Consider the following 26379-nt stretch of genomic DNA (forward strand, 5'->3'; position numbering starts at 1 on the left):
TCCTTACAGCTGGCCGACGGACGTGACACGGACAACGGCGCGGCCCTCCTCGTCGGAGGCCGCGAGATCCACCTCCGCGCTGATGCCCCAGTCATGGTCGCCGTTGGGGTCGGCGAAGGTCTGGCGAACGCGCCACAGGCCGTGCGGAGCGTCCTCCTCGATCGAGAGCAGCTTCGGGCCGCGCGCGTCGGGCCCGGTGCCCAGGTCGTCGTACTCGTCCCAGTACGCGTCCATCGCCTCGCCCCACGCGTCCGCGTCCCAGCCGGACTCGGCGTCCAACTCTCCCAGCTGGTTCACCTGGTCGAGGGCGGCCAGCTCCACCCGGCGGAACATCGCGTTGCGCACGAGCACCCGGAAGGCACGGGAGTTGGCGGTGACCGGCTTGACCTGGTCGGCCTTCTCCTGGGCCTCCTCGGCCGTCTCGACCTCCGGGTTGGCGAGCTGCTCCCACTCGTCGAGGAGGCTGGAGTCCACCTGCCGGACCATCTCGCCGAGCCAGGCGGTCAAGTCCTCCAGGTCCTCCGACTTCAGGTCGTCGGGGATGGTGTGCTCCAGCGCCTTGTACGCGCCCGCCAGATAGCGCAGCACGATGCCCTCCGTGCGGGCCAGCTCGTACCAGGACGTGAACTCGGTGAAGGTCAGCGCCCGTTCGTACATGTCACGGATGATCGACTTGGGCGAGACCGGGTGGTCGCCGACCCAGGGATGGCTCTTGCGGTACACGTTGTACGCGTGCCACAGCAGCTCCTCCAGCGGCTTCGGGTACGACACCTCCTGGAGCCGCTCCATCCGCTCCTCGTACTCGACACCGTCCGCCTTCATCTTCCCCACGGCCTCGCCACGCGCCTTGTTCTGCTGGGCGGCGAGGATCTGGCGCGGGTCGTCGAGCGTCGACTCGAGCACGGAGACCATGTCGAGGGCGTACGAGGGGGATTCGGGGTCCAGCAGGTCGAACGCGGCCAGTGCGAACGTCGACAGCGGCTGGTTGAGTGCGAAGTCCTGCTGGAGGTCGACGGTGAGCCGGATCGTGCGCCCCTCGGCGTCGGGCGTCTCCAGCTGCTCCACCACTCCGCCCGCGAGCAGCGAGCGGTAGATGGCGATGGCCCGGCGGATGTGCCGCAGCTGCTGCTTGCGCGGCTCGTGGTTGTCCTCCAGCAGCTTGCGCATCGCCTCGAACGCGTTGCCCGGGCGGGCGATCACCGAGAGCAGCATGATGTTGGTGACCTTGAACCGGGAGGTGAGCGGCTCCGGCTCGGAGGCGATCAGCCGCTCGAAGGTGTCCCCGCTCCAGGCGACGAAGCCCTCGGGCGCCTTCTTGCGGACCACCTTGCGCCGCTTCTTGGGATCGTCACCGGCCTTGGCGAGAGCCTTCTCGTTCTCGATGACATGCTCGGGCGCCTGGGCGACGACGAGTCCCGCCGTGTCGAAACCGGCCCGGCCGGCGCGGCCCGCGATCTGGTGGAACTCGCGCGCGCGCAGCGTACGGACGCGGTTGCCGTCGTACTTGGTGAGCGCGGTGAACAGCACGGTACGGATGGGGACGTTGACGCCGACACCCAGCGTGTCCGTCCCGCAGATCACCTTCAGCAGCCCCGCCTGGGCGAGCTTCTCCACCAGGCGGCGGTACTTGGGCAGCATGCCGGCGTGGTGCACACCGATGCCGTGCCGCACATAACGCGAGAGGTTCTGGCCGAACTTGGTGGTGAAGCGGAAGTTGCCGATCAGCTCGGCGATCTGGTCCTTCTCCTCGCGCGAGCACATGTTGATGCTCATCAGCGACTGCGCGCGCTCGACGGCCTGCGCCTGCGTGAAGTGGACGATGTAGACCGGGGCCTGCTTGGTCTCGAGCAGCTCGGTCAGGGTCTCGGTGATGGGCGTGAGCCGGTACTCGTACGACAGCGGCACCGGCCGGGTCGCCGAGCGCACGACCGAGGTCGGGCGGCCCGTGCGGCGGGTCAGGTCCTTCTCGAACATGGAGACGTCGCCGAGCGTCGCCGACATCAGCACGAACTGCGCCTGCGGCAGCTCCAGGATCGGGATCTGCCAGGCCCAGCCGCGGTCCGGCTCCGCGTAGAAGTGGAACTCGTCCATCACCACCTGGCCGATGTCGGCGTGCTTGCCGTCCCGCAGCGCGATGGAGGCCAGCACCTCGGCCGTGCAGCAGATGACGGGCGCGTCGGCGTTCACGGACGCGTCGCCGGTCAGCATGCCGACGTTCTCGGTACCGAAGAGCTTGCACAGGTCGAAGAACTTCTCCGACACGAGAGCCTTGATCGGCGCCGTGTAGAAGGTCACCTGGTCATTGGCGAGCGCGGCGAAGTGCGCCCCTGCCGCGACCAGGCTCTTTCCGGAGCCGGTGGGCGTGGACAGGATCACGTTCGCCCCGGAGACCACCTCGATCAGCGCCTCCTCCTGGGCGGGGTAGAGCGTGATGCCCCGGTCCTCGGCCCATGAGGAGAAAGCCTCGAAGAGGGCATCGGGGTCGGCATCCGGCGGCAGCTGATCGATAAGGGTCACACCCCCATCTTGCCTGGGTTCCGTCCGGATGAGGGAACCGGCCATCACGTACGAAGATCACGGCCGATACGCTGTCCCGTCGGCCGGTCGTCAACTGGGCACCGGCACCTGAGGAATGGGGCGGGAACGCACATGATGGGACCGGCGCACTCGCTGTCCGGGGCGGCGGCCTGGCTGGGCGTGGGGGCGGCCGCGGCCGCCGCCGACCACCCGATGCCGTGGCCGGTACTCGTCGTCGGAGCGCTCATCTGCGCCGGGGCGGCCCTCGCCCCCGACCTCGACCACAAGTCCGCGACGATCTCCCGTGCCTTCGGCCCCCTCTCGCGGGGCCTGTGCGAGATCGTCGACAAGCTCTCGTACGCCGTCTACAAGGCGACCCGCAGCACTGCCGACCCGCGCAGATCGGGCGGGCACCGCACGCTCACCCACACCTGGCTGTGGGCCGTGCTGATCGGTGCGGGAGCCTCCGTCGCGGCGATCACCGGCGGCCGCTGGGCAGTCCTCGCCATCCTCTTCATCCACCTGGTCCTGGCGGTCGAGGGGCTCCTGTGGCGGGCCGCCCGGATGTCCAGCGACGTCCTCGTCTGGCTCCTCGGCGCCACCAGCGCCTGGATCCTCGCGGGCGTCCTGGACAAGCCCGGCAGCGGCGCGGACTGGCTCTTCACCGCGCCCGGGCAGGAATACCTCTGGCTGGGCCTGCCGATCGTGCTCGGCGCGCTCGTCCACGACATCGGCGACGCGCTGACCGTCTCCGGCTGCCCGATCCTGTGGCCGATCCCGGTCGGGCGCAAGCGCTGGTACCCGGTGGGGCCGCCGAAGGGACTGCGCTTCCGTGCCGGCAGCTGGGTCGAGCTGAAGGTCCTGATGCCGGCCTTCATGCTGCTGGGCGGAGTGGGCGGCGCGGCGGCGCTGGGCTTCCTCTAGGTCGTCGCCGGCCGCGCGCGCCCTCTGGCGCGGCCATCCCGTGCCGGACATCATGTGCGGGCGACGGACCGACCGATCCGTTCGCAACTGCCTTGATCCAGGGGGGATTTGGCATGTACGGATTGCAAAGGAGACTTCGGGCGGCCGCGGCGGGCACCATCCTCGCCACGCTGGCCGTCGCCACACCCGCCCACGCGGCGGCCGGGGGAGAGCCCCGCAGCGCGGGCCGGCCCGGCGGTACCTGCACACCGTCGATCACCGTGCTCGCCTCACTGCCGGGACCGGGCGGCGAACCCGCCCCCTGGGCCCACGACAGCCAGGTCAACGGCATCGGCCCGCGGGGCCTCTCCGTGGGCGTCTCCCACGGACAGCCGGTCTACTGGCTGGGCAGCCGGGTTCGCCGTGTGCCGCTGCCCGCCGGATACACCGCGGGCACGGTCGAGGCGGTCAACCGGTACGGACTCATGGCCGGCACCCTGACCGGTCCCGGCCACGGCCCCGCCGCCTTCAGCTACCGCCCCGGTGCCCGGGCGGTGACCCTGCTCCCCGGTGGCGGCTACGCCAAGGACATCAACGACCGCGGCCACATCGTCGGCTACCGCCAGAACTGGCCGGAGCCCTCCACGGGCCACGAGTGGTCCGGCCGCCGGCTCCTGCGCACCCTGCCGCTGCCCGCCCACGTCCAGGTCGGCGAGGTCTCCGGCATCAACAACGCCGGACAGATCGTCGGCCAGGGGTACGGCGTGCGCGACGGCGAGGGCTATGACGTGGCCCTGCTCTGGTCCGCCGCGCCGGGCGCCCTCCCGGCCGAGTTGCCGCCCATCTACCCGGGTGACACCTACAGCAGGTTCGAGCCCCGGGAGATCGACGAACGCGGACGGATCGTCGGCACCTACTCCTTCTCGCGCACCATGGAGAGCAACGGCGTGCGCTGGGCGCCTCCGTACGCCGAGATGACCGACGCCGGGAACCTCCCCGAGCGCACCCAGGGCACGCTGGAGGACTCCAGCCCCACCAGTGGCGTGAGTGTCGGAACCGCGTCCGACTCGTCGATCACCGGCCCGTGGCCGCCGGAGACCGCTCCGCCGACGCAGGCGCAGTACTGGCCGGGCAGCGGGCCGATGCTCGCGCTGCCGCGGCTGTCGCCGGCCGGCCACGCGGCCGCGTACACCGTCACCGACGGCGACCGCGTCGGCGGTTCGGCCGGGGACGCCCGGGGCGCCCACGCCGTCATCTGGAACTGCGCCTCCCGACAGGCGTACCGGCCCTCCGCCGCCCCGTAGGCCGAAAGCCGGTGGGGCGGGTATCGAAGACCGCCCCACCGGCTCACGCGCTCAGCCGTGCCAGGACCGCCACAGCGTCGCGTACGCCCCGTCGGCCGCCACCAGTTCGTCGTGGCTGCCCAGCTCGCTGATCCGGCCCTCCTCGACGACCGCGATCACATCCGCGTCATGGGCGGTGTGCAGCCGGTGGGCGATCGCCACGACCGTGCGGCCCTCGAGGACCCGGGCGAGCGACCGCTCCAGGTGCCGGGCCGCCCGGGGGTCGAGCAGCGAGGTCGCCTCGTCGAGCACCAGTGTGTGCGGATCTGCCAGCACCAGCCGGGCCAGCGCGATCTGCTGTGCCTGCGCCGGTGTCAGCGCCGACCCGCCGGAGCCGACCTCGGTGTCCAGCCCCCGGTCCAGTGCCCTGGCCCAGGCTTCCGCGTCGACCGCGCCCAGGGCCGCCCACAGTTCGGCGTCCCCGGCGCCCGTCCGGGCGAGGAGCAGGTTGTCCCGCAGCGAGCCCACGAAGACATGGTGTTCCTGGTTGACCAGGGCCACCTGCTCGCGCACGCGTTCCGCGGGCATCCTCGACAGCTCGGCCGCGCCGAGCGTCACGCTGCCGGTGCGCGGGGCGTAGATCCCCGCGAGCAGCCGGCCGAGCGTCGACTTTCCCGCGCCGGACGGGCCGACGAGGGCGACGCGCGTCCCCGGCGGTACGTCCATCGAGACCTCGTGGAGGACGTCGACGCCCTCGCGGTACCCGAAGCGCACCCCCTCCGCACGCACCCGCCGCCCCTCGGGCCGCACCGCCGCGTCCCCCGCGTCCGGTTCGATCTCCCGGACACCGACGAGACGGGCCAGCGACACCTGCGCCACCTGGAGCTCGTCGTACCAGCGGAGGATGATCCCCACCGGGTCGACCAGCATCTGGGCGAGCAGCGCGCCGGTCGTCAGCTGACCGACGTCGAGCCAGCCGCGCAGGACGAAGACACCGCCGATCATCAGGACGGACGCCAGGACCACGGTGTGGGTGACGTTGATGACCGGGAAGAGGACGGACCGCAGATAGAGCGTGTACCGCTCCCACGCGGTCCATTCCTTGATCCGCCGGTCCGACAGGGCGATCCGGCGGGCGCCCAGGCGGTGCGCCTCGACCGTGCGGCCCGCGTCGACCGTCTCGGCGAGGGCGGCGGCGACCGCCGCGTATCCGGCGGCCTCGGAGCGGTACGCCGACCCGGCACGTCTGAAGTACCAGCGGCAGCCCGTGATGAGCAGCGGCGCCGCGATCAGTACCGCCAGGGCGAGCGGCGGGGCGGTGACGGTGAGCCCGCCGATGAGCAGCCCGGCCCACACCACACCGATGGCCAGCTGCGGTACGGCCTCCCGCATCGCGTTCGCCAGCCGGTCGATGTCGGTGGTGATGCGCGACAGCAGGTCACCGGTGCCCGCCCGCTCCAGCACGCCCGGCGGCAGACCCACCGAGCGGACCAGGAAGTCCTCGCGCAGGTCGGCGAGCATCTCCTCGCCGAGCATCGCGCCGCGCAGCCGCACCAGGCGTACGAACACGGTCTGGACGGCCAGCGCGAAGGCGAACAGGCCGAGGGTGTACCCCAGTCGGAGCTCCCGCGCGCCGTCGGCCAGCCGCTCCACGAGCGAGCCGAGGAGGTACGGGCCGGTCATCGAGGAGATCACCGCGACCGCGTTCACGGCGACGAGCAGCGCGAAGGCCTTCCGGTGCCGCCGCAGCAGCTCGCCCACATAGGCCCGCACGGTCACGGCCGTGCCGACGGGCAGGGTCGTCGCGGACTGCGGGGCCCCCGGGTCGTACTCCGGTGGCGCCATGCCGATCATGCCGACTCCTCTTCCAGCTCGTCGTCCAGCTTGTCGTGCAGCTCGTCGTCCAGCGCGCCGTCCAGCGCGCCGTCCAGCTCGTCGAGTCCCGCCGCCGCGCCCGCCGCCGCGAGTTCCTCGTCCGTCTCGCGCGTCACCACGGCGCGGTAGCGCGGCTCGGTCCGCAGCAGCTCGCGGTGGGTGCCCACCGCCACGGCCTGTCCGTCGTGCACCAGCACGACCCGGTCCGCGACATCGAGCAGCAGCGGCGACGAGGCGAGAACGACGGTCGTACGTCCCTCACGCAGCCGCGCCACGCCCGCCGCGACCCGCGACTCGGTGTGCGAGTCGACGGCGGACGTCGGCTCGTCGAGCACCAGCACCTGCGGGTCCGTGACGAGCGAACGGGCCAGCGCGAGCCGCTGCCGCTGCCCGCCCGACAGCGACCGGCCGCGCTCGGTGATCCGGGTCCGCATCGGATCGCTGTCCATGTCCACGGAGGCCTGCGCCAGAGCGTCCAGGATGTCACCGCACTGGGCCGCCGCCAGCGCGTCCTCGGCGCGGACCCCGCCGGAGGAAGGCACGTCCAGCAGCTCTCGCAGCGTGCCGGAGAGCAGGACCGGGTCCTTGTCCTGGACGAGGACGGCGGCGCGGGCGTCCTCCAGCGCCAGTTCGTCGAGCGGCACCCCGCCCAGCAGCACCGAGGTGTGCGGCTCGTCCGGCTCCGCCGGGTGGCCGCCGAGCCGGTCGGCCAGGCGTCCGGCCGCGTCCGGGTCGCCGCAGACCACGGCGGTGAACAACCCGGCGGGAACGAGCACTCCGGTGGCCGGGTCGTACAGATCGCCGCGCGCCGGCGGGTGTTCACCGGAGGTCGTGGTCGTGCGGGTCAGCGACAGCACCCGCGCCGCCCGCTTGGCGGAAGGGCGGGAGAAGGAGAACGCCATGGCGATCTCCTCGAAGTGGCGCAGCGGCTGGTGGGTCAGTGCCACCGTGCCGTACACGGTGACCAGTTCTCCGACCGTGATCCGCCCGTCGAGGGCGAGCCGCGTCCCGTACGCCAGTACACCGATGAGCAGGAGACCCGGCAGCAGCACCTGGACCGCGGCGATCAGCGCCCACATCCGCGCGCTGCGGACGGCGGCCCGGCGCACTTCCTGGGAGGCCTCGCGGTAGCGGCCGAGGAAGAGGCCCTCGCCGCCGATGCCGCGCAGCACCCGCAGCCCCGCGACGGTGTCCGCGGCCAGTTCGGTGGCCCGGCCCGCCTTCTCGCGCTGGATGTCGGCGCGCCGGGTGGCGCGCGGCAGCAGCGGCAGCACGGCGAACGCGATCACCGGGATGCCCAGGCCCACCACCGCACCCAGCGCGGGCTGGTAGATCACCAGGCCGACGCAGACGACGACCAGGGTGAGGGCGGCGGCGGCGAACCGGGACAGCGCCTCCACGAACCAGCCGATCTTCTCCACGTCACCGGTGGAGACGGCGACGATCTCACCCGCCGCGACCCTGCGCGTCAGCACCGAACCGAGCTCGGCCGTCTTGCGGGCCAGCAGCTGCTGGACGCGGGCCGCCGCCGTGATCCAGTTGGTCACGGCGGTGCGGTGCATCATGGTGTCGCCCAGTGCGGCGGCCGCGCCCAGCAGGGCGATCAGGCCGCCCGCGAGCGCGAGCCGCCCGCCGTCGCGGTCGACGACGGCCTGCACGGCGAAACCGACACCGAGCGGCAGCCCGGCGATGGCGAGTTGCAGCAGCAGGCCCCACAGCAGCGACTTGACCTGCCCGCCGAGCTGGGTGCGGCCGAGCCAGAGCAGAAAACGCGTACCCGAGCGGACGTCGGGCGCGCCTGGATCGGCGTACGGAAGATCGCGAATCTGCATGACGTCCCAAGGTCGTTCGCAGGCTTTCGCAGACAGGCGAAGGCTCTTCGGCGGGTGGATGAATCCGTGCAAGGTTCACCGTTCGGACCGGGCGTCGGCAATCGATTTTTTCGCACCGGGGCACATAATGCGCCAAGATCGAACAACGTACCCTGGCGCGAACATCCCTTCGCGCGCTTCACTCCGGACCCATGAGACGACAGAGGATCATGAGCGCGCTCAGCGGTCTGGCGGTCGCCGCGCTGACCGCGGGAACCCTGTTCGGCGCCGGCCCGGCGGCCGCGGCCGAAACGCCCCCCGCCGAGTTCGGGAGCGACTGGCACGACCCGCTCACCGCTGCCCCTCCGGTCGCGAAACCGGACACCCGTTCGTGCGAAGTGACCCTCGCCGAGGCCCAGTTCCGCGACTTCACGCCGTACCGGGGGAGCTATACGCCCCCTAAGGGATGCGGCGACGGGTGGAGCGAAGTGGTGCTCCGGCTCGACGGACGTGTGAAGGGCCGTCAGTACGACCGGCTCGGCCACCTCTCCCTCGGCGGTGTGGAGATCCTGCGCACCTCGACCCCGCAGCCCTCGCCCGACGGAATCGCCTGGTCGGTCGAGAAGGACGTCACCCGCTACAGCGACGTACTGCGCCGCCCGCAGCCGGTCGAGATGCTCATCGGCAACGTCGTCAACGACGTCTATACCGGTGTCTTCGACGTCAAGGTGACGCTGACGTTCTACGCCTCCGTGGGACGCCCGACGGCCGCGCGCGGCGAGGCCGCCCCCACTCCCGACAAGGTCCTTCCGCTCGACGCGGCGACGCTGACGACCCCGCGCAACACCGAGCGCATCCTCGCCGAGGTGTACGCCACGGGCTCGGGCGGCGGCTGCGAGGAGTACTGGTACATGACGACGCCCGACCCGGCGCCCTACTCCTGCAAGGCGTCCGGCGGCCCCTACCGTGAGGTGCGGATCGCGGTGGACGGGAAGCTCGCCGGCATCGCCGCCCCCTTCCCCACCGTATGGACCGGCGGCTGGTCCAACCCCTTCCTCTGGTACGTCACACCCGGCCCCCGCGCCTTCGACGTCCAACCGGTCGTCTACGACCTGACTCCCTTCGCCGCGCTGCTCAACGACGGGCGCGCGCACCGCGTGGAGGTGTCGGTCGCAGGGGTCCCCGAGGGCCAGAGCGGCTGGAGCACCGCCACCAACCTGCTTCTCTGGCAGGACCACGGCCGCGCCGTCGTCACCGGCGCCCTGACCCGCCACGAACAGAGCCGTCCCGTCAACTCCTCGGTGTACACCGCCGGTTCGCCCCACCGCCTGGACACCGAGGGCGGCAACCGGCTCACCGTGGCCGGATACCTCGACACCTCTCACGGCAGGGTCGCCACCACCGTCACCCGCTCCCTCACCCACACCTCCGCGCACCGCTGGACGGACGGCGAGAACCAGGACGCGCTCACGGCGACGTGGACCGACGACGAGAGCGTGACCAGCGGCCGGACCGCGACGCGCGCCCGTCGCACGTACACCATGGACGGCGAGACGACCCTCGGCACCGGTGACCGCCTGCGCACGGTCCTGTCGCTCGGGGACCGCGCCGACACCGTCGTCGTAAGCGGCGGCAGGCGTCTTTCGGCCACGCACCTCGACCACGGGTACGCGGGGGACGCCACCTACACCGCGAACGTCCCGCGCGACCAGCGGCACGCCGTCGGCACCACCACCGACCGCTACCGGCTGCGGGGCACCGGCGGCTGCTACGACCGGACCGTGCGGACTGTCCAGGGAACGCTCGTCGAGGACCGCCTCCGCTGCTGAGGCGTACGGGTGCCGGGCGGCGCGCGGGGCCCGGTCAGCCGCGCGTCGCCCGCTCCAGTTCCAGCAGCGCCGAGTAGTAGCGGCGGCCCGTCGCCCGGTCCATCCCGATCTCGCACATGCGGTTCGCCGAGAGATGGACGTCGAAGGGGCGGGAGGTCACCTCGGCCGCTTCCCGGGCCGTCGCCGACGCGGTGAGTTCCTTGTGGAGCATCCCCCGGTCACCCGCGAAGGCGCAGCAGCCGGCGTCGTCCGGAACCACGACCTCGTCGGCGCAGGCCGCGGCGATCGCCGTCAGCCGGTCCTCGTCGCCGAGGTGTCGCATCGAGCAGGTCGGATGGACGACCGCCGAGCCGACCCTCCCGACCACGGTGAGGTGCGGGAGCAGCTCGTCCGCGGCCCACACGAGGGAGTCCACGACGGTGAGTTCGGCGTGCAGCTCGCGGTTGTCGTCGGTGAGGTACGGCACCACTTCGCGCGCGATGCCCAGCGTGCACGAGGAGGCGTCGACGACCAGCGGGAGCCGCCCGCCGGCCGTCCATCCCCAGGCGGCCTCGACGATCCGGTTGGCCATCACCGCGTTGCCCGCGTCGTAGCCCTTGGAGTTCCAGATGGTCGCGCAGCAGGTGCCCGGGACGTCGTCCGGGATCCAGACCGGCTTCCCGGCCCGCGCGGAGAGCGCCACCACCGCCTCGGGGAGCGAGCGGCCGTCCGTCTCCACGGGTCCGCCGAAGATCCGGTTCACACACGCCGGGTAGTAGACGGCGACCGCGTCGGGCCTGCTCGTCGGCGGCAGCTCGCGGGCGGCCGCGCCGGGGATCTCCGGCAGCCACTCCGGCACGAGGTCGGGGCGGACCGCCATCCGGGCGAGCCCCGTCACCGACCGGACGAACCGCTCGCCGAGCACGTCCGCCGCCGCCACCGCCAGCCGCGCCGAGACCTCCACCGCCCCGAAGCTCCGCGCGCCGAGCGCGGCGATCCGCTGCCCGCCGCGGGAGTGGCGCTGGGTGCGGAAGTCCTTCATGAGCGCGCCCGTGTCGATCCCCACCGGACAGGCCAGCTTGCACGTCGAGTCGCCCGCGCAGGTGTCCACGGCGTCGTAGCCGTAGGCCTCCAGCAACCCCGCCTCGACGGGAGAGCCGTCCGCCTGGCGCATCATCTCCCGCCGCAGCGCGATCCGCTGACGCGGCGTGGTGGTCAGATCCCCGCTGGGGCACGTCGGTTCGCAGAAGCCGCACTCGATGCACGCGTCGACCAGCGGCTCGACGCGGGGCATGGTCTTCAGCCCCCGCACATGCGCGTGCGGGTCGCGGTCGAGGACCACCCGCGGCGCGAGGACCCCGTCGGGGTCGACGAGCTGCTTGACCCGCCACATCAGCGCCGTCGCCTTCGGCCCCCACTCCAGCTCCAGGAACGGCGCGAGATTGCGGCCCGTGGCGTGCTCCGCCTTGAGCGAGCCGTCGAACCGCTCCACGGTCATCCGGCAGAAGTCGTCCATGAAGGCGGCGTAGCGCGCGACGTCGGCGGGGTCGGCGGCGTCGAAGGCGAGCACGAAGTGCAGATTGCCGTGGGCGGCGTGGCCCGCCACGGCCGCGTCGAACCCGTGCCGCTCCTGCAGCGCGACCAGCGCCTCGCAGGCCTCCGCGAGGCGGCCCGGCGGCACGGCGAAATCCTCGGTGATCAGGGTCGTACCGGCCGGGCGGGAGCCGCCGACGGCGGTCACGAAGGCCCTGCGGGCCTTCCAGTAGCCGCCGACGGTCCGCGCGTCGCGGGTGAAGACGTTGGTGACCGATGCGGTGGGCGCGACGGTGTCGATCCGGGTGAGGACCTCGGCCGCCGCCGCCTCGAAGCCCTCCAGGGCCGCCGTGTCGGGTGCCCGGAACTCGACCAGGAGCGCGGTCGTCCCCCGGGGCAGCTCCGCCCAGTCGGCCGGAACCCCGGGCACGCTCACCGAGGCGCGCAGGGTGTTGCCGTCCATCAGCTCGACGGCGACGGCCCCCGCCTCGTTGAAGAGCGGGGCGGCCTCGGCGGCCGCCGCGAGGGACGGGAAGAAGAGCAGCGCCGACGAGGTCTCACGGTCCAGCGGCAGGGTGTCGAAGACGATTTCCGAGAGGAAGCCCAGCGTGCCCTGCGAGCCCACCATCAGCCCCCGCAGGATCTCCACCGGCGTGGCGCCGTCGAGAAAGGCGTCCAGACGGTAGCCGTGAGTGTTCTTGATCTCGTACTTCGCGCGGATGCGGGCGGTGAGGGCGGGGTCGGCCTCGATCTCGGCCTTGAGCGCGAGAAGCCCCCGGCAGAGAACGGGCTCGGCGCGGGCGAGCACGTCGTCGGCGGCCGGGTCGCCGGTGTCCACGATCGTGCCGCTGGGCAGGACGAAGGTCAGCGACGAGACGGTCCGGTACGCGTTGCGGGACGTGCCGGCGGTCATCCCCGAGGCGTTGTTGGCGACGACACCGCCGACCGTGCAGGCGACGGCGCTGGCCGGGTCGGGGCCGAGGATCCTGCCGTGCCGGGCCAGCGCGGCGTTGGCCCGGGCGACGGTGGTGCCGGGGCGGATACGGGCCCGGGCGCCGCGGTCCAGGACCTCGACGCCCGCCCAGTGGCGCCGCACGTCGACGAGGATGTCCTCGCCCTGCGCCTGGCCGTTGAGGCTGGTTCCGGCCGCGCGGAAGACGACCTCGCGGCCCTTGCCGTGTGCGTACGACAGGACGGTGGAGATGTCGTCGATGTCCTCGGCGACCACGACGACCTGCGGGATGAAGCGGTACGGGCTGGCGTCGGAGGCGTATCTGACGAGGTCGGAGATCTTCCAGAGCACCTTGTGGGCGCCGAGCAGCGCGGCGAGCTCGGCGCGCAGGGGAGTGGGCGTGCCGTGCGCGTGGAGGTCAGGAACCCGGTCGGAGGACGGACCTCGCGTGCCACCCGGACGGAGTGCTTGCGGATTGGGCTCCAGCAGTGGCATGGCACGGTCCCCTCGGCGGTGGCGTACGCACCCGTCGGCGCGCACCCACTACGGCTCGACAGCGGCTCGGCAACGGCTCAGCAGCGGCGCTCCGGCGTGACGTCGACCAGAGCGGACAGCAGCCCGCCGAGCACCTCGCGCTGATCGACGGTCAATGGAGCAAGGATGTCCTCTGCGGCCGCCCGGCGCGCGCTGCGCAGCTGCCGCAGCGTGGCGCGTCCCTCGTCCGTGAGCTCGATGCGGATCACCCGGCGGTTCGTCGGGTCGGGGACCCGGCGGACCCGGCCGCCCGCCTCCAGGGCGTCCACCAGCGTGGTCACCGCGCGGGGCACGACCTCCAGGCGCTCGGCGAGATCGGTCATCCGCGGCGGCGTGTCGTAGTGGGCGACCGTGCGCAGCAGCCGGGACTGCGCGGGGGTGATCCCGACCGGCTCCAGATGGCGCTTCTGGATGCGGTGGAGCCGGCGGGTCAGCCGCAGGAGCTGCTCGGCCAGCAGGCCGTCGGCGTCGGGGGTGCTCATGCCGGGAACAATAACAGGACCTCGCTCATTGTGAGTATAGGTAACAATGGGCTAAGCTCTTCCACGTTTCACCGTCGTGGCGCCCCGGACGCCCGGCGGCCCCGCACCGCCACCGCGGTCCCGATCCCTACGAAGGAGCCCATGCGCGTCCACGCAGAGTCCGACTGGACACCACCGCCCAGAGAACCCGACCAGCCGCCGGCCCAGCTGCGGCGCATCGTCCGGCTCTTCCGCCCCTACCGCGGCCGGCTCGCCGTCGTCGGCCTGCTCGTCGCCGCCTCCTCGCTGGTCTCGGTCGCCTCGCCCTTCCTGCTGCGCGAGATCCTCGACACCGCGATCCCCCAGGGCCGCACCGGCCTGCTCAGCCTGCTCGCCCTCGGCATGATCGCGACCGCCGTCGTCACGAGCGTCTTCGGCGTGCTCCAGACCCTGATCTCCACCACCGTCGGCCAGCGCGTCATGCACGACCTGCGGACCGCCGTTTACGCCCAGCTGCAGCGCATGCCGCTCGCCTTCTTCACCCGGACGCGCACGGGCGAAGTCCAGTCCCGCATCGCCAACGACATCGGGGGCATGCAGGCGACGGTCACCTCCACCGCGACGAGCCTGGTTTCGAACCTCACGGCCGTCATCGCCACCGTCGTCGCGATGCTCGCGCTCGACTGGCGGCTCACCCTCGTCTCGCTGCTCCTGCTGCCGCTGTTCGTGTGGATCAGCCGCCGGGTCGGCCGCGAGCGCAAGAAGATCACCACACAGCGCCAGAAGCAGATGGCCGCGATGGCGGCGACCGTCACCGAGTCGCTCTCCGTCAGCGGCATCCTCCTCGGCCGCACCATGGGCCGGGCCGACTCCCTGACCACGTCCTTCGCCGGTGAGTCCGAGCGCCTCGTCGACCTCGAGGTGCGCGCCTCCATGGCCGGCCGGTGGCGGATGTCCACCATCGGCATCGTCATGGCCGCCATGCCCGCCCTGATCTACTGGGCCGCCGGCCTCACCCTCCGGACGGGTGCGCCCGCGATCTCCATCGGCACCCTGGTCGCCTTCGTCTCGCTCCAGCAGGGCCTGTTCCGGCCCGCCGTGAGCCTGCTCTCCACCGGAGTGCAGATCCAGACCTCGCTCGCCCTTTTCCAGCGGATCTTCGAGTACCTCGACCTTCCGGTCGACATCACCGAGCCCGAGAAGCCCGTCCGGCTGGAGAAGATCCGCGGAGCCGTGTGCTTCGAGGCCGTGGAGTTCCACTACGAGACCAAGAACGGCCCGACCTTGTCCGGCCTCGACGTCACCGTCCCGGCGGGCGGATCGCTCGCGGTCGTCGGCCCGACCGGCTCCGGCAAGTCCACCCTGAGCTACCTCGTGCCGAGGCTGTACGACGTGACCGGCGGCCGCGTCACCCTCGACGGCGTCGACGTCCGCGACCTCGACTTCGACACCCTCGCCCGCGCGGTGGGCGTCGTCTCCCAGGAGACCTACCTCTTCCACGCCTCCGTCGCCGACAACCTGCGCTTCGCCAAGCCGGACGCGACGGACGAGGAGATCGAGGAGGCCGCCCGCGCCGCCCAGATCCACGACCACATCGCCTCGCTGCCCGACGGATACGACACCCTCGTCGGAGAGCGCGGCTACCGCTTCTCCGGCGGCGAGAAGCAACGCCTGGCGATCGCGCGCACGATCCTGCGCGACCCGCCGGTGCTCATCCTCGACGAGGCGACCAGCGCCCTGGACACCCGCACCGAGTACGCCGTGCAGCAGGCCATCGACGCGCTCTCCGCCGGCCGCACCACGATCACCATCGCCCACCGTCTCTCCACCGTCCGGGACGCCGACCAGATCGTGGTCCTCGAAGGGGGACGCATAGCGGAGCGCGGCACCCACGAGGAGCTGCTCGACCGGGACGGCCGCTATGCGGCGCTGGTGCGGGGGGACGCGGAGTTGACGCGGACGGCTTCCTGACGGCCGACGGCCTGACGGTCTGAGGGCCATTGACGCGGGGGCCTCCCGTGCCGTCTAGGCCGGGACCGTCTCTCCGGCCTGAACCGGGACCGTTCCGCGCCGCAGCAGGCGCCGGATCTCGGTCACGGCCGCACGGCCCGCGCGATTCGCGCCGATCGTGGAGGCCGAAGGCCCGTACCCGACCAGATGGACGCGCTCGTCGCGCACCGCGCCGGTGCCCTCGACCTTGATGCCGCCACCCGCCTCTCGCAGCTTCAGCGGTGCGAGGTGGTCGATCGCGGCGCGGAAGCCGGTCGCCCACAGGATCACGTCCGCGTCCACCGTGCGGCCGTCGGCCCAGGCCACACCCGTCGGGGTGATCCGGTCGAACATCGGCTGCCGTTCGAGAACACCCCTGGCCCGCGCGGCCCGTATCGCGTCCGTGAGCGGCAGCCCGGTCACCGACACCACACTCTGCGGCGGCAGCCCGCGCCGTACGCGCTCCTCCACCAGGGCGACGGCCGCCCGGCCCTCCATCTCGCCGAACGGGCCCTCCCGGTAGACCGGCTCCCGGCGCGTCACCCACGTCGTCTCCGCCGCCGTGTCGGCGACCTCCATCAGATGCTGGGTGCCGGACGCCCCGCCGCCCACCACGACGACCCGCTGCCCGGCGAACTCCTCGGGGCCCGGGTAGTCAGCCGTGTGCAGCTGCCGCCCCCGGAAGGTCTCCTGGCCCGGATACCGGGGCCAGAACGGCCGGTCCCAGGTGCCCGTGGCATTGATCAGAGCCCGCGTCGCGTACGTACCGTCCGACGGGCCCGCGGTCTCGACGAGAAGCCGCCCGCCCCGGCCCTCCCGCACCGCCGTCACATCCACCGGACGGTGGACCCGCAGGTCGAAGGCCTCCTCGTACGCGGTGAAGTACCCGCCGATCACCTCTGCCGACGGACGGCTGCCGTCCGCCCCGGTCAGCTGCATGCCGGGCAGCGCATGCATCCCGTGGACCTTGCCGTACGTCAGCGAGGGCCAGCGGAACTGCCACGCCCCGCCGGCCCGTGGTGCGTGATCGAGGACGACGAAGTCCCGGTCCGGCTCGAGACCCGCGCGCCGCAGATGGTAGGCGGCGGACAGCCCCGCCTGACCGGCGCCGATCACCACGACGTCCACCTCGTGTACCCCGAAATCGTTCACGATTCCACCAACCGCGCGGCGCGTGCGGATCTTCCCGCGACGGCCTTGCGATCCCGGCGAGACTGCCGACGTCCCGAGCCCCACCGGCTCCGGTACCGGTACGGCGGCGCACGCCGGAGGAGGATTTCAACCAGGCAGTCCCGTCCCTGTCCGAGTTTCAGGAGGAGGAACGAAACGCTGCGTGGGATGCGGCGCGCTAACGATCCAAGATCTAGTTGCGCTTCCGCTTCTTTATCGCCCACGGCTCCGGTAGGAGTGACTTCAGTTCCAGTGTTTCCTGCCGCTTTGTCAGTTCTGAAAGCCCGTTCATTTCGCCACGGACCCCATTGTGTCGAATTGCAACGTCGTAGTAGGCAGTCCCTAGTGCGCCGAAGGCAATAGCTGCTTTTTGGTGGGCCTCGGATCTCTCATGGAGTCTCAGTTTCGATTCCAGGCCGACAGCGATCGCTCCAAGGGCGCTGACCGCTCCGATCAGGTACGACATGGCGGTTCCCGGGTCTGCGCCTGACAGCAGCGTCCCACCAGCCAGTGCACCGGAAACAGCACCGACACCCGTGAGCCAGGCCGACCATCTCCGGTAGCGGTGGTGCGACAGCTGATGTTCCAGAGATCGATCTCCGCAAATAACGTTGAGTTGAAGAGCGCGATCCTCGACCCCCGACTCCTTCTTTTTCATGTATTCCACGCTACTCCTGGCGGCTGCCGCCGTGCCATTCTTGGCCCACGCCGCAGAATTGGTTGAACGCTCAGGCAAAGCGCTTCGGAGGTCCGTAAGTCGAATGACGCCGGAAGTGTCCGAAATTGGTCTGGGGAAGGGAGGTGCACGGTGAAGCCCCCGGTCATGCCAGGTGCGATGAATACCCACTGGGAGTGTCCGCTTCGGATGCCGAACCCCGGGGGTGTCCGCACCCGCCGGGGTCTCCTGTGTGTGGAGTTTCAGTGGACCACTTCGTCCGCCACCATGGGGACATGAGTCACGGATTCGAGACCCGCACCCTGTCCATCACCACGGGAGCATCAGAAACGGTCTATGACCTGACCCAGGAATGTAGCTCCTTCCTGGCGGAGGTAGCGCAAGGACGGGACGGACTCCTGAACGTCTTCACGCCCCACGCCACCATGGGCGTGGCGCTGATCGAAACAGGTGCAGGCAGTGACGGCGACCTTCTGACCGCCCTTCACCATCTCCTTCCCGCCGACGACCGTTGGCAGCATCGCCACGGCACCCCGGGCCACGGCCGTGACCACGTCCTCCCGGCCCTCGTCCCGCCCCACGCAACCCTCCCTGTGATCGCCGGGCGCCTGGAACTGGGGACATGGCAGTCGGTCTGCCTCGTCGACACCAACAAGGACAACCCGCAGCGGCAGGTGCGGCTGAGTTTCCTGGGCTGACGCGCCCGAGGGCCGGCGGGTCTCGCCGCCAACTGCCCGTGCCACCGCGTCGCCTGGAAATCAAGAGGGCATGGCCGAAAATCGCCCGAGCTGCTCCCGGCGTGCGAGCGTACGACGTGGCCCGTCGCCGTAGGGAACGGTCTCCCGGGCAGGAGGATGGCCGGAACGGAACTCACTCAGCGCAGTGGGCAGTTGACCGTGTGGCATCATGGCCGCGTTGTCCACTCGGGGATCAAGAGACCTGGGCCGCAGGCGCGTCGAGGCGGGGAGTCGTCGTTCTTCGCGCATGACCGGAGGCGCGGACAACAGCGTGACCGGGCGAGGGCGACCGCTGGGGTTCGCCGGAGGACTGAGGATGAAGTTACCTGGCTCTGCGTCACCGTCCTCCGAGGACAGGCGGCTCAGGCGCCGCCTCAGGGAGGTCCGCCAGACCTGTGAGGGACTGCTCGGCCAGTGGGGCATGGAGCACGGGTGCGGCATCGACGAACTCCACACCTATCTGAGCGTCCAGCGCAACCGCGCGATCCATCTGGTGCCGGCGCCATTCCCCGAACGTCATCTGTTCGGCCTCTGGCTCAAGATGGACGACTTCGACGTCATCGCCTTCGAGAAGGCCGCCTCGCCGTCGCACAAGGAACACATCATCGCCCACGAACTGGCGCACATCGCCTTCGACCACCGAGGGTCCGTGCAACTCGACCAGAACGACTCGACCCAGCTGTTCTCGGACGTCGACCCAGCAGCCGTGCGGAGCATGCTGATGCGCTCCCGCTACAGCGACCACGAGGAACTGGAGGCCGAGACGATGGCGTCGCTGATCCTGGCCCGGGCCACCAAGCGATGGACCGAACCGGCCTGGGGCGTCCCTGACGAGGCCGCCGAGATCGTCGCGCGCATCGAGCACGGCCTCGGGAAGCCGGACCAGGGGTGAGCGTGATCTACGGAATCCTCGCGTGGGTCTGCGCCGTCGGCGGCCTCGCGGCCTTCGCCTACCGGCTCCCCGACCTGCTGCGCAGAAAGCACGACATCGCCCTGTGGGCGCTCTGCGTCTACTTCCTCTGCTCAGGCATCAGCTTCCTGGTCGATCTGGACCTTCTGCGGCTGCACATCTCCGCCTTCTTCGGGCTGCCGAACATCACCTCACTGATCACCCAGGTCGCGGTGGTGGTGCTCACCGCGGCCCAGCAGGTCGTTCTCGTCTACTGGTCATCGCCGCCGGCCGAGGCCCGGCGCATGGCGCGCCACCGCGTGCTGTTCTTCGGCGCCGCGCTCTGCGTCCTCGTGATCGCCTCGTTCGTCGTCGGTCCCGTGGCACAGTCCGAAACGGCGACGTCGACGATCCTGCTCAGCATCCAGGACGGCGGATACGCCCTCTACATGTCCTTCTACCTGCTGATCTGCGCCGTGGGACAGTTCGAGACCGTGCGCCTGTCCCTGCGCTTCACCAAGATGGCCAACCGTCAGTGGCTGGCGGTCGGCATGCGCACCGTGACCGTCGGCGCGAGCCTCATCCTGGTGTACTGCGTCACCCGCGGCATCCAGATCGCCGGCACCAGACTGCACTTCGACGGATCGGATCTCGACCCCATCCAGTGGGGCAGCGGGAGCATCGGCGCCCTGCTCCAGATCACCGGCTGGACCATTCCCTCCTGGGGCACCCGCATCACCCGCGCCCTGGGCTGGATCCGCAGTTACCGCTCCTATCTGCGCCTGCGCCCCCTGTGGTGGGCCCTCTACCAGGCGTCGCCGGACATCGCGCTCGACCCGCCGCGGTCCTGGCCGCGCGATCTCATCCCGCCCCGCGACGTGCACTACAGCCTCTACCGGCGCGTCATCGAGATACGCGACGGGCAGCTGATGCTCCGCACCTCGCTCTCGCTCGCGGACTTCTCCCGGGTGGCCCGCTCCCTGGAGCTCCCCGAGGACCCCACCTCGCCCCTGGGCGAGGCGCTGCAGCTCCGTGCCGTACTGAGCCGCCCGGCCGACGAGCGGGCCGAGCAGGCCGACGCCTCCGACATTCCCGAGCGCCCGCCGTACGAGGACTTCCACGAAGAGGTGGAGTGGCTCACCAAGGTCGCCTCGTCGTTCACCGCTCTCGGCCAGGGCCGTCCCGGGCGCACCGACGCCGGTCTCCTGTCATGACGGAGCCGGCCCCGGCCGGCCCGCCCCGCACCGCGGTGACAGGCGAGGACCCCGACGACACACGGGTGCTCCCGCTGGCCGTTCACACCATTGAGCGCCTCGTGGCCCTCGACGCCGAGCACGGTGCGACGGCCGCGGTACCCGCCGTACGGGAGGCCCTGCGCCGCATCCCGGATCTCACGGCCGCCCCGGGCAGTCTGCGCGGCAAGGACAGCGACCGGCTCGCGGCCCTGGCCGAGCTCTGCGAGGTCATCGGCTGGATCCTCTTCGACGCGGGATTCCACGCCGAGGCAGCACGTATGAACGCGCGCTCCCTGGCCCTGGCGGAACTCTGCGGCGACCGCTCCACGGCACGGCTGGTCCTGCTGAACCACAGCATGCTCCAGGCCCATACCGGCCGGCCCCGTGCCGCCCTGGACACCGCCGCCCGCGTCAGCGGTCCGCGCCCCCTCCCCGCCAGGGTCGCCGGCCTCGTCCTGATCCGCCAGGCGCACGCGGTCGCCATGCTGGGCGACGAGCACGCCTCCGTGGAGCTGATCTCCCGCGCCCAGAGCCGGTTCCTGGACGGTGTCTCCCGCCGCGACCCGCACTGGGCGTGGTGGATCGACCAGACCGAACTGACCGGCCACCAGGGCTGGGTGATGTCCAGACTCCGCCGGTGGGACCGCGCCCTGCCCCTTCTGCACCAAGCGGCGACGGCACCCGGTCCTTCCTACCGCCACCTGTTCACGGCGGAACTCCTCGCGGCCCTGGCGGGCGCCTGTGCCTGGAGCGAGGCGGAGGACCTCATCGCGCGGCTCGCTCCCCGCGCCGCGGCCATCGGTTCCGTACGGACGACCGAGACGCTCGCCAGGACGGCGACCGGATTGCGCCGGCGCGCGGATACTCCCGCGGCCCTGCGCGACGCGGCCGTCTTCCTGCTGGAATCCCTGGCCGCCCCGCCACCCCCGACCCACCCTCCACTGTGAACACCCCCGCGGAACCCCGCGATCACCAGCACGCACAACAGACAGGGACTCGATGAGACACATACGGATATCCACGCCCGCGGCCGCTGTCCTCGCAGCGGTCGTCCTCCTCTTCGCCTCCGGAGCACCGGCCGAGGTGGTCTTCGGCACTCCGGCCGCCTCGGTGTCGGCCGAGCCGACCGCCGTGGAGCGGGGCCGCCCGTATGTGTCGACCCATCTCTACTTCGGCACCGGCCGTCACAACGGCAACCCGCCCATCACCGACGAACAGTTCATGAAGTTCGTCGCCGACGTGATCACCCCGCGTTTTCCGTCCGGGCTGACCATTCAGGAGGGACGCGGCCAGTGGCGTGACAAGGACGGCGACATCAACCGGGAGCGGTCGTACGAGCTCACGGTGCTCTACCCCGTGACGGAGGCGCGGGACGTCGACGCCGACATCGAGTACATCCGGCGCCTGTACTGCACGATCTACGGGCTGGAGTCCGTGGGGCGTGCCGACGTCCGGGCGCGGGCGGACTTCTGATCCACGCCCCCCGCACGAGGCCGCGCCCCGCGGGCCCTCAGCCCGGACGGCGCACCGGGGCGCCGGCCAGGAACGCCTGGAGCACGGCACAGCGCAGCCGCATGCCAGTCTTCTTGCTCCTGTCCCTCGCGGGTTCGCCCATCCGGCCGAGCCGGAGAGGACATTTTCCCCCGGCTCGTAAATTTCCGCCGTGCTACTGTTGAGGTAGTTGCAGTTGTGGTTCCCATAAACGTGAAATTTTGACGGCTCCGGCCGTCGGACACTTTGTATTTCCGGTGCTTTTTTCCGGATGGGGCAATCATCACGGCGACGCCGGGGTCCGCACAGTGCGGGTCCCCGGGCACAGCCCCGAAGGAGATATGACATGGCAACTGGCACCGTCAAGTGGTTCAACGCGGAAAAGGGCTTCGGCTTCATCGAGCAGGACGGTGGCGGCCCCGACGTCTTCGCCCACTACTCGAACATCGCCACGTCCGGCTTCCGTGAGCTGCAGGAGGGCCAGAAGGTGAACTTCGACGTCACGCAGGGCCAGAAGGGCCCGCAGGCCGAGAACATCGTTCCCGCCTGACGCTGACGCACTACGCAGCTGGGGCCCGCACCAGGGGTGCGGGCCCCAGCTCGTTGATGTCCGCCCGGCATGTGCCGGGCCCGGCCGTCCCATCCGGTGGCATTCCGGTCATGGGCGGCCTGCTTCATTTCAGTCTTCACCCGGCTCGTTCCTGCAATTCTTCGGAAATTCATTTCCGCCGAGAATTCCTCGATACGTGCCATATCGAGGAAGGTTCTTCATGAACCGCTCAGCTCGCACGAACGACCGCTACGCGGCTGCCCGCAAGGGGCAGGGCCGTCCCGGCGCCCGCTCCGGCGGAAACGGACGCCGCCCCTCCGCGCCGCAGGGGGAGTTCGCGCTCCCCGTCACCGTCACCCCGCCCCTGCCGGCCGCCGAGACCTTCGGGGAGCTCGACATGCCCGCTCCGCTGCTGGCCGCCCTGGTGTCCGAGGGCATGAGCGTGCCGTTCCCCATTCAGTCGGCCACCCTGCCGAACTCCCTCGCCGGCCGTGACGTCCTGGGCCGGGGCCGTACCGGCTCCGGAAAGACCCTGGCCTTCGGCCTGGCCGTGCTCGCCCGGCTCGCCGGACAGCGCGCCGAGGCGCGCAAGCCCCTGGCGCTCGTGCTCGTGCCCACCCGGGAACTGGCCCAGCAGGTCACCGACGCGCTCACCCCGTACGCCCGGTCGCTGAAGCTGCGCATGGCCGCGGTGGTCGGCGGTATGTCGATCGGCCGCCAGGCGAGCGCGCTGCGCGGCGGGGCCGAAGTCGTCGTCGCGACCCCCGGACGGCTCAAGGACCTCGTCGAGCGCAAGGACTGCCGCCTGGACCGGGTGAGCATCACGGTCCTGGACGAGGCCGACCAGATGGCCGACATGGGCTTCATGCCGCAGGTCACCGAACTGCTCGACCTGGTACGGACCGACGGCCAGCGGATGCTGTTCTCCGCGACCCTGGACCGCAATGTCGACCTGCTCGTCCGCCAGTACCTGCACGACCCCGTCGTCCACTCGGTCGACCCCTCGGCGGGCGCGGTGACCACCATGGAGCATCACATCCTGCACGTGCACGCGGCCGACAAGTACGCCACCGTGACCGAGATCGCGGCCCGCGACGGCCGGGTGATCATGTTCCTGGACACCAAGCACGCCGTCGACCAGCTCACCCGGCACCTCCGGGCGAGCGGCGTACGGGCCGAGGCCCTGCACGGCGGCAAGTCCCAGCCGCAGCGGACCCGTACGCTCGCCCAGTTCAAGACCGGCGACGTCACGGCTCTGGTCGCCACCAATGTCGCGGCGCGCGGCATCCACGTCGACAACCTCGACCTGGTGGTCAATGTCGACCCGCCGAGCGACCACAAGGACTACCTCCACCGCGGTGGCCGCACCGCCCGGGCCGGCGAGTCCGGCAGCGTCGTCACCCTCGTCACCCCCAACCAGCGCCGCGACATGGCCCGTCTCATGGCCGACGCGGGCATCCGCCCGCAGATCACCCAGGTCCGCTCCGGCGAGGCCGAGCTGAGCCGGATCACCGGCGCCCAGGCCCCGTCCGGGGTGCCTCTCGGTGGAGCGTCCCCCGTGGCGGAACGCCCCCGCAGCGCCCCGTTCCGCGGCCTCGGAACAGGCCGGTCCGGCGGCTCGGGAGGCAACTCCCGTCGAGCCGTCGAGGCACGGCAGACCGCCGAGGCCCGCAAGGCCGCCCGGATCCGCCGTTCCGCGTGACCCCCGGGGCAGTGCCGCCAACACCCCCGGTGGCACTGCCCCTTCGCTCCACCCGCCCCGTCCGTGACACCCTGTGAGGCACCATGCGTTTCGTCATCGCCCGCTATCCCTTCGATCTCACCAAGGCCGAAGTGCAGGAAGCGATGAAGGGCAAGAAGCCCGAGCCGGTCACCGGTGAATGCGTGATCATCGGCCGCCGGACCTATCCCGTGAAGCAGGTCGGCGAGGTCATCACCCGCCAGGACCGCCGCGACTTCACGGCCGCCGAGGTGACCCGCGCCCTGACCGGGCTCGGCTTCACCTGCCGCCCGGCCCCGCTGCCCCCGACGTCCCCGGCTCCCCAGACGCCCGACAGCTGAGGCGCGGCCGGCACCGCACGGCGGTCGAAGGGCGGTGCCGGGGCCGTCCCGGGGCGGCCCCGGAGTGAGGGCCATCAGTCCGTAATGGCCCACGTTCCATGCGAGGAAATGGTCCTGCCAATGGGGCCATCGTAGGCCTAGGTTGAGGCCGTGAAGCCAACACACCGGCTCTTTCCGGCCCCAGGAACCCCTCGGATCCTCGCCCTCGCCCAGCTCGGCAACTCGATCGGCGACGGCGCCTACTACGTCACCTCCGCGCTCTACTTCACCCACGTCATCGGTCTCGCCCCGGCGCGCGTCGGCCTCGGGCTGACGATCGCCTGGGCCGTCGGTTCGGTCGTGGGGGTGCCGCTCGGCCGGGTGGCGGACCGGTGCGGGCCGCGCGGTGCGTCGGTGGCACTCGCCGTCGCCACCAGCAGCGCCGTCGCGTCCTTCCTGGTCGTCCGCTCGTTCCCGCTGTTCCTGCTCGCCGCGACCCTCTACGCCATCGCGCAGTCGGGCCTCGCCGCGGCCCGCCAGGCACTGCTGGCCGGTCTGATCGGCAAGAAGGAACGCACCGGCGTCCTGGCGCAGTTGCAGTCCACGCTCAACGCGGGGCTCGCCATCGGTGCCGCGCTCGGGGGCATCGCCCTGCACCACGGAACACGGGACGCGTACCTCGCCGTCTTCGCGATGGACGCGGCCGGCTTCCTGGTCTGCGCGCTCACCCTGCTGCGGCTGCCCGGCGTGGCGCCCGTGCCGCAGGTCAAGGGCGACGGCCTCGCCGTGCTGCGGGACCGCCCGTACACCGTCGTCACCCTCCTCAACACCGTGCTCCTGCTGCGCATGCCGCTGCTCAGCCTCGGCATTCCGCTCTGGATCACGGAGCGCACCACGGCCCCCGAGTGGCTGGTGTCGGCGCTGTTCGTCCTCAACACCCTTGCGGTGACGTTCTTTCAGGTCCGTACGGCTCGCGGCGTCACCTCGGTCGCCGACGGGGCCCGGGCCGTTCTCCACTCGGGCGTGATCATGCTCGCCGCCTGCGCCGTGTTCGCGCTGTCCGCCGTCGGGGCATCGCCCTTGACCGCCACAGCGGCGCTGGTCGGCGGAGCGGTACTGCTGGTGATGTCAGAGATGCTCCAGTCGGCCGGCTCCTGGCAGATCGGCTTCGACCTGGCTCCGGCCGACCGGGTGGGCGAGTACCAGGGCTTCTTCGGCACGGGTGTGACGGTCGCCCGTACGCTCGGGCCGCTGGTGCTCACGGCGCTGCTGGTGGGCTGGGGGACGCCCGGATGGCTGCTGCTCGGCGGCGTCGTCCTCGCCGCGTCCTACGCGATGGGCCCGGCGGCCCGCTGGGCCGAACGCTCCTCTTTCCCGATCGGGACCGAGGCGCCCCGGGGCAGCCGCGACGGTGACGGTCTGGTCACCGGGGCCGCCGGCTGACTCCCCGAGGGACGGCGGCGCTTCAGCCCGAGCGCTGGGCGTAGTCGCCGAAACCCTGCCAGTCGAGAACGACGCAGGCCTCGTCGCCCACGACCCAGGCGTCGTGCCCGGGCGGGCAGACCATGGCGTCACCGGGGCCGAACTCCTCCTCCTGACCGTCGTTCATCCGGACCCTGATGCGGCCCGACAGGCAGTAGCCGGCGTGCGCGGCCTCGCAACTGTCGGTGCCCGCGATCGGCTTCACATGCTCGGACCAGCGCCAGCCGGGCTGGAACGTGGCCCTTCCAAGCGGGGCGCCGCCCATGTCGACGAGCTCCAACTGCCCCTTACCCGCCTCGAAGGGTCGGGTTTCCTCCGGCGCTTCCAAGCTCTTCCTGATCAGACCGGCCATCGTGTCATCTCCTTGCCGGCTGCCCGTGCGGACATTGCCGCCGCGAGGACAGCCTTCGTTTTCAGGCTACGCCGACCCCCGGGACGCCGCC

At 71.3% G+C, this 26379-nt stretch carries 21 protein-coding genes; 13 read left to right on the forward strand and 8 right to left on the reverse strand.

Going from position 1 to position 26379, the window contains the following annotated elements; genetic code table 11:
• Positions 1-3 precede the first annotated feature (3 nt).
• Positions 4-2562 carry a DEAD/DEAH box helicase gene (locus ACZ5VC_RS10785; RefSeq protein WP_469119724.1) on the reverse strand — a complete coding sequence of 853 codons (2559 nt, stop codon included), beginning with the start codon at positions 2560-2562 and terminating at the stop codon, positions 4-6.
• Positions 2563-2649: 87 nt separating this feature from the next.
• Between ACZ5VC_RS10785 and ACZ5VC_RS10790 the strand changes: the two genes are divergently transcribed.
• Positions 2650-3441 (forward strand): metal-dependent hydrolase, encoded by a 792-nt coding sequence (locus ACZ5VC_RS10790; protein ID WP_469119725.1) that lies wholly within the window; start codon positions 2650-2652, stop codon positions 3439-3441.
• Positions 3442-3554: 113 nt separating this feature from the next.
• Complete coding sequence (locus tag ACZ5VC_RS10795; protein ID WP_469119726.1) at positions 3555-4724, forward strand: hypothetical protein; 1170 nt, start codon at positions 3555-3557, stop codon at positions 4722-4724.
• 51 nt (positions 4725-4775) lie between these two features.
• On the opposite strand, the gene ACZ5VC_RS10800 is transcribed toward ACZ5VC_RS10795, so the two are convergent.
• Positions 4776-6557 carry an ABC transporter ATP-binding protein gene (locus ACZ5VC_RS10800; RefSeq protein ID WP_469119727.1) on the reverse strand — a complete coding sequence of 594 codons (1782 nt, stop codon included), beginning with the start codon at positions 6555-6557 and terminating at the stop codon, positions 4776-4778.
• Positions 6554-8410, reverse strand: coding sequence for an ABC transporter transmembrane domain-containing protein (locus tag ACZ5VC_RS10805; protein ID WP_469119728.1), 1857 nt, complete (start codon positions 8408-8410; stop codon positions 6554-6556). The genes ACZ5VC_RS10800 and ACZ5VC_RS10805 overlap by 4 nt, the downstream gene beginning before the upstream one ends.
• 191 nt (positions 8411-8601) lie before the next feature.
• Between ACZ5VC_RS10805 and ACZ5VC_RS10810 the strand changes: the two genes are divergently transcribed.
• Positions 8602-10218, forward strand: coding sequence for a peptide-N4-asparagine amidase (locus tag ACZ5VC_RS10810; protein ID WP_469119729.1), 1617 nt, complete (start codon positions 8602-8604; stop codon positions 10216-10218).
• A gap of 34 nt (positions 10219-10252) precedes the next feature.
• Here the strand turns inward: ACZ5VC_RS10810 and ACZ5VC_RS10815 are convergent, their stop codons facing one another.
• Positions 10253-13177 (reverse strand): FAD-binding and (Fe-S)-binding domain-containing protein, encoded by a 2925-nt coding sequence (locus ACZ5VC_RS10815; RefSeq protein ID WP_469119730.1) that lies wholly within the window; start codon positions 13175-13177, stop codon positions 10253-10255.
• Positions 13178-13254: 77 nt separating this feature from the next.
• On the reverse strand, positions 13255-13698 hold the full coding sequence (locus tag ACZ5VC_RS10820) for a MarR family winged helix-turn-helix transcriptional regulator (protein WP_469119731.1): 444 nt from the start codon (positions 13696-13698) through the stop codon (positions 13255-13257).
• 141 nt (positions 13699-13839) lie between these two features.
• Between ACZ5VC_RS10820 and ACZ5VC_RS10825 the strand changes: the two genes are divergently transcribed.
• Complete coding sequence (locus tag ACZ5VC_RS10825; RefSeq protein ID WP_469119732.1) at positions 13840-15648, forward strand: ABC transporter ATP-binding protein; 1809 nt, start codon at positions 13840-13842, stop codon at positions 15646-15648.
• Between the two features lie 54 nt (positions 15649-15702).
• On the opposite strand, the gene ACZ5VC_RS10830 is transcribed toward ACZ5VC_RS10825, so the two are convergent.
• Together ACZ5VC_RS10830 and ACZ5VC_RS10835 are read right to left on the reverse strand one after the other, a co-directional pair.
• Positions 15703-16818, reverse strand: coding sequence for an NAD(P)-binding domain-containing protein (locus ACZ5VC_RS10830; protein ID WP_469119733.1), 1116 nt, complete (start codon positions 16816-16818; stop codon positions 15703-15705).
• 211 nt (positions 16819-17029) lie between these two features.
• Positions 17030-17494, reverse strand: coding sequence for a hypothetical protein (locus ACZ5VC_RS10835; RefSeq protein ID WP_469119734.1), 465 nt, complete (start codon positions 17492-17494; stop codon positions 17030-17032).
• Positions 17495-17787: 293 nt separating this feature from the next.
• On the opposite strand from ACZ5VC_RS10835, the gene ACZ5VC_RS10840 reads away from it, so the two are divergent.
• The 9 genes from ACZ5VC_RS10840 (at position 17788) to ACZ5VC_RS10880 (ending at position 25897) form a co-directional block, all read left to right on the forward strand.
• Positions 17788-18210 (forward strand): secondary thiamine-phosphate synthase enzyme YjbQ, encoded by a 423-nt coding sequence (locus ACZ5VC_RS10840; protein WP_469119735.1) that lies wholly within the window; start codon positions 17788-17790, stop codon positions 18208-18210.
• A 355-nt stretch (positions 18211-18565) separates the two neighbouring features.
• Positions 18566-19141 (forward strand): hypothetical protein, encoded by a 576-nt coding sequence (locus ACZ5VC_RS10845; RefSeq protein WP_469119736.1) that lies wholly within the window; start codon positions 18566-18568, stop codon positions 19139-19141.
• 2 nt (positions 19142-19143) lie between these two features.
• Positions 19144-20352 carry an MAB_1171c family putative transporter gene (locus tag ACZ5VC_RS10850; protein WP_469119737.1) on the forward strand — a complete coding sequence of 403 codons (1209 nt, stop codon included), beginning with the start codon at positions 19144-19146 and terminating at the stop codon, positions 20350-20352.
• Positions 20349-21320: a DNA-binding protein gene (locus ACZ5VC_RS10855; RefSeq protein ID WP_469119738.1), complete on the forward strand. Its 972-nt coding sequence runs from the start codon at positions 20349-20351 to the stop codon at positions 21318-21320. The genes ACZ5VC_RS10850 and ACZ5VC_RS10855 overlap by 4 nt, the downstream gene beginning before the upstream one ends.
• A 52-nt stretch (positions 21321-21372) precedes the next feature.
• Positions 21373-21846 (forward strand): DUF3574 domain-containing protein, encoded by a 474-nt coding sequence (locus ACZ5VC_RS10860; RefSeq protein ID WP_469119739.1) that lies wholly within the window; start codon positions 21373-21375, stop codon positions 21844-21846.
• A 364-nt stretch (positions 21847-22210) separates the two neighbouring features.
• Positions 22211-22414 carry a cold-shock protein gene (locus ACZ5VC_RS10865; protein WP_370097065.1) on the forward strand — a complete coding sequence of 68 codons (204 nt, stop codon included), beginning with the start codon at positions 22211-22213 and terminating at the stop codon, positions 22412-22414.
• A gap of 220 nt (positions 22415-22634) precedes the next feature.
• Positions 22635-24116, forward strand: coding sequence for a DEAD/DEAH box helicase (locus ACZ5VC_RS10870; RefSeq protein WP_469119740.1), 1482 nt, complete (start codon positions 22635-22637; stop codon positions 24114-24116).
• An 83-nt stretch (positions 24117-24199) separates the two neighbouring features.
• Positions 24200-24475, forward strand: coding sequence for an SCO5918 family protein (locus tag ACZ5VC_RS10875; RefSeq protein ID WP_468707606.1), 276 nt, complete (start codon positions 24200-24202; stop codon positions 24473-24475).
• A 150-nt stretch (positions 24476-24625) separates the two neighbouring features.
• Positions 24626-25897 carry an MFS transporter gene (locus tag ACZ5VC_RS10880; RefSeq protein ID WP_469119741.1) on the forward strand — a complete coding sequence of 424 codons (1272 nt, stop codon included), beginning with the start codon at positions 24626-24628 and terminating at the stop codon, positions 25895-25897.
• A gap of 22 nt (positions 25898-25919) precedes the next feature.
• Here ACZ5VC_RS10880 and ACZ5VC_RS10885 read toward each other — a convergent pair whose 3' ends face one another.
• Positions 25920-26288 (reverse strand): cupin domain-containing protein, encoded by a 369-nt coding sequence (locus tag ACZ5VC_RS10885; protein WP_469119742.1) that lies wholly within the window; start codon positions 26286-26288, stop codon positions 25920-25922.
• Positions 26289-26379: the final 91 nt, after the last annotated feature.

The organism is Streptomyces sp. NPDC033174 (assembly GCF_055577795.1).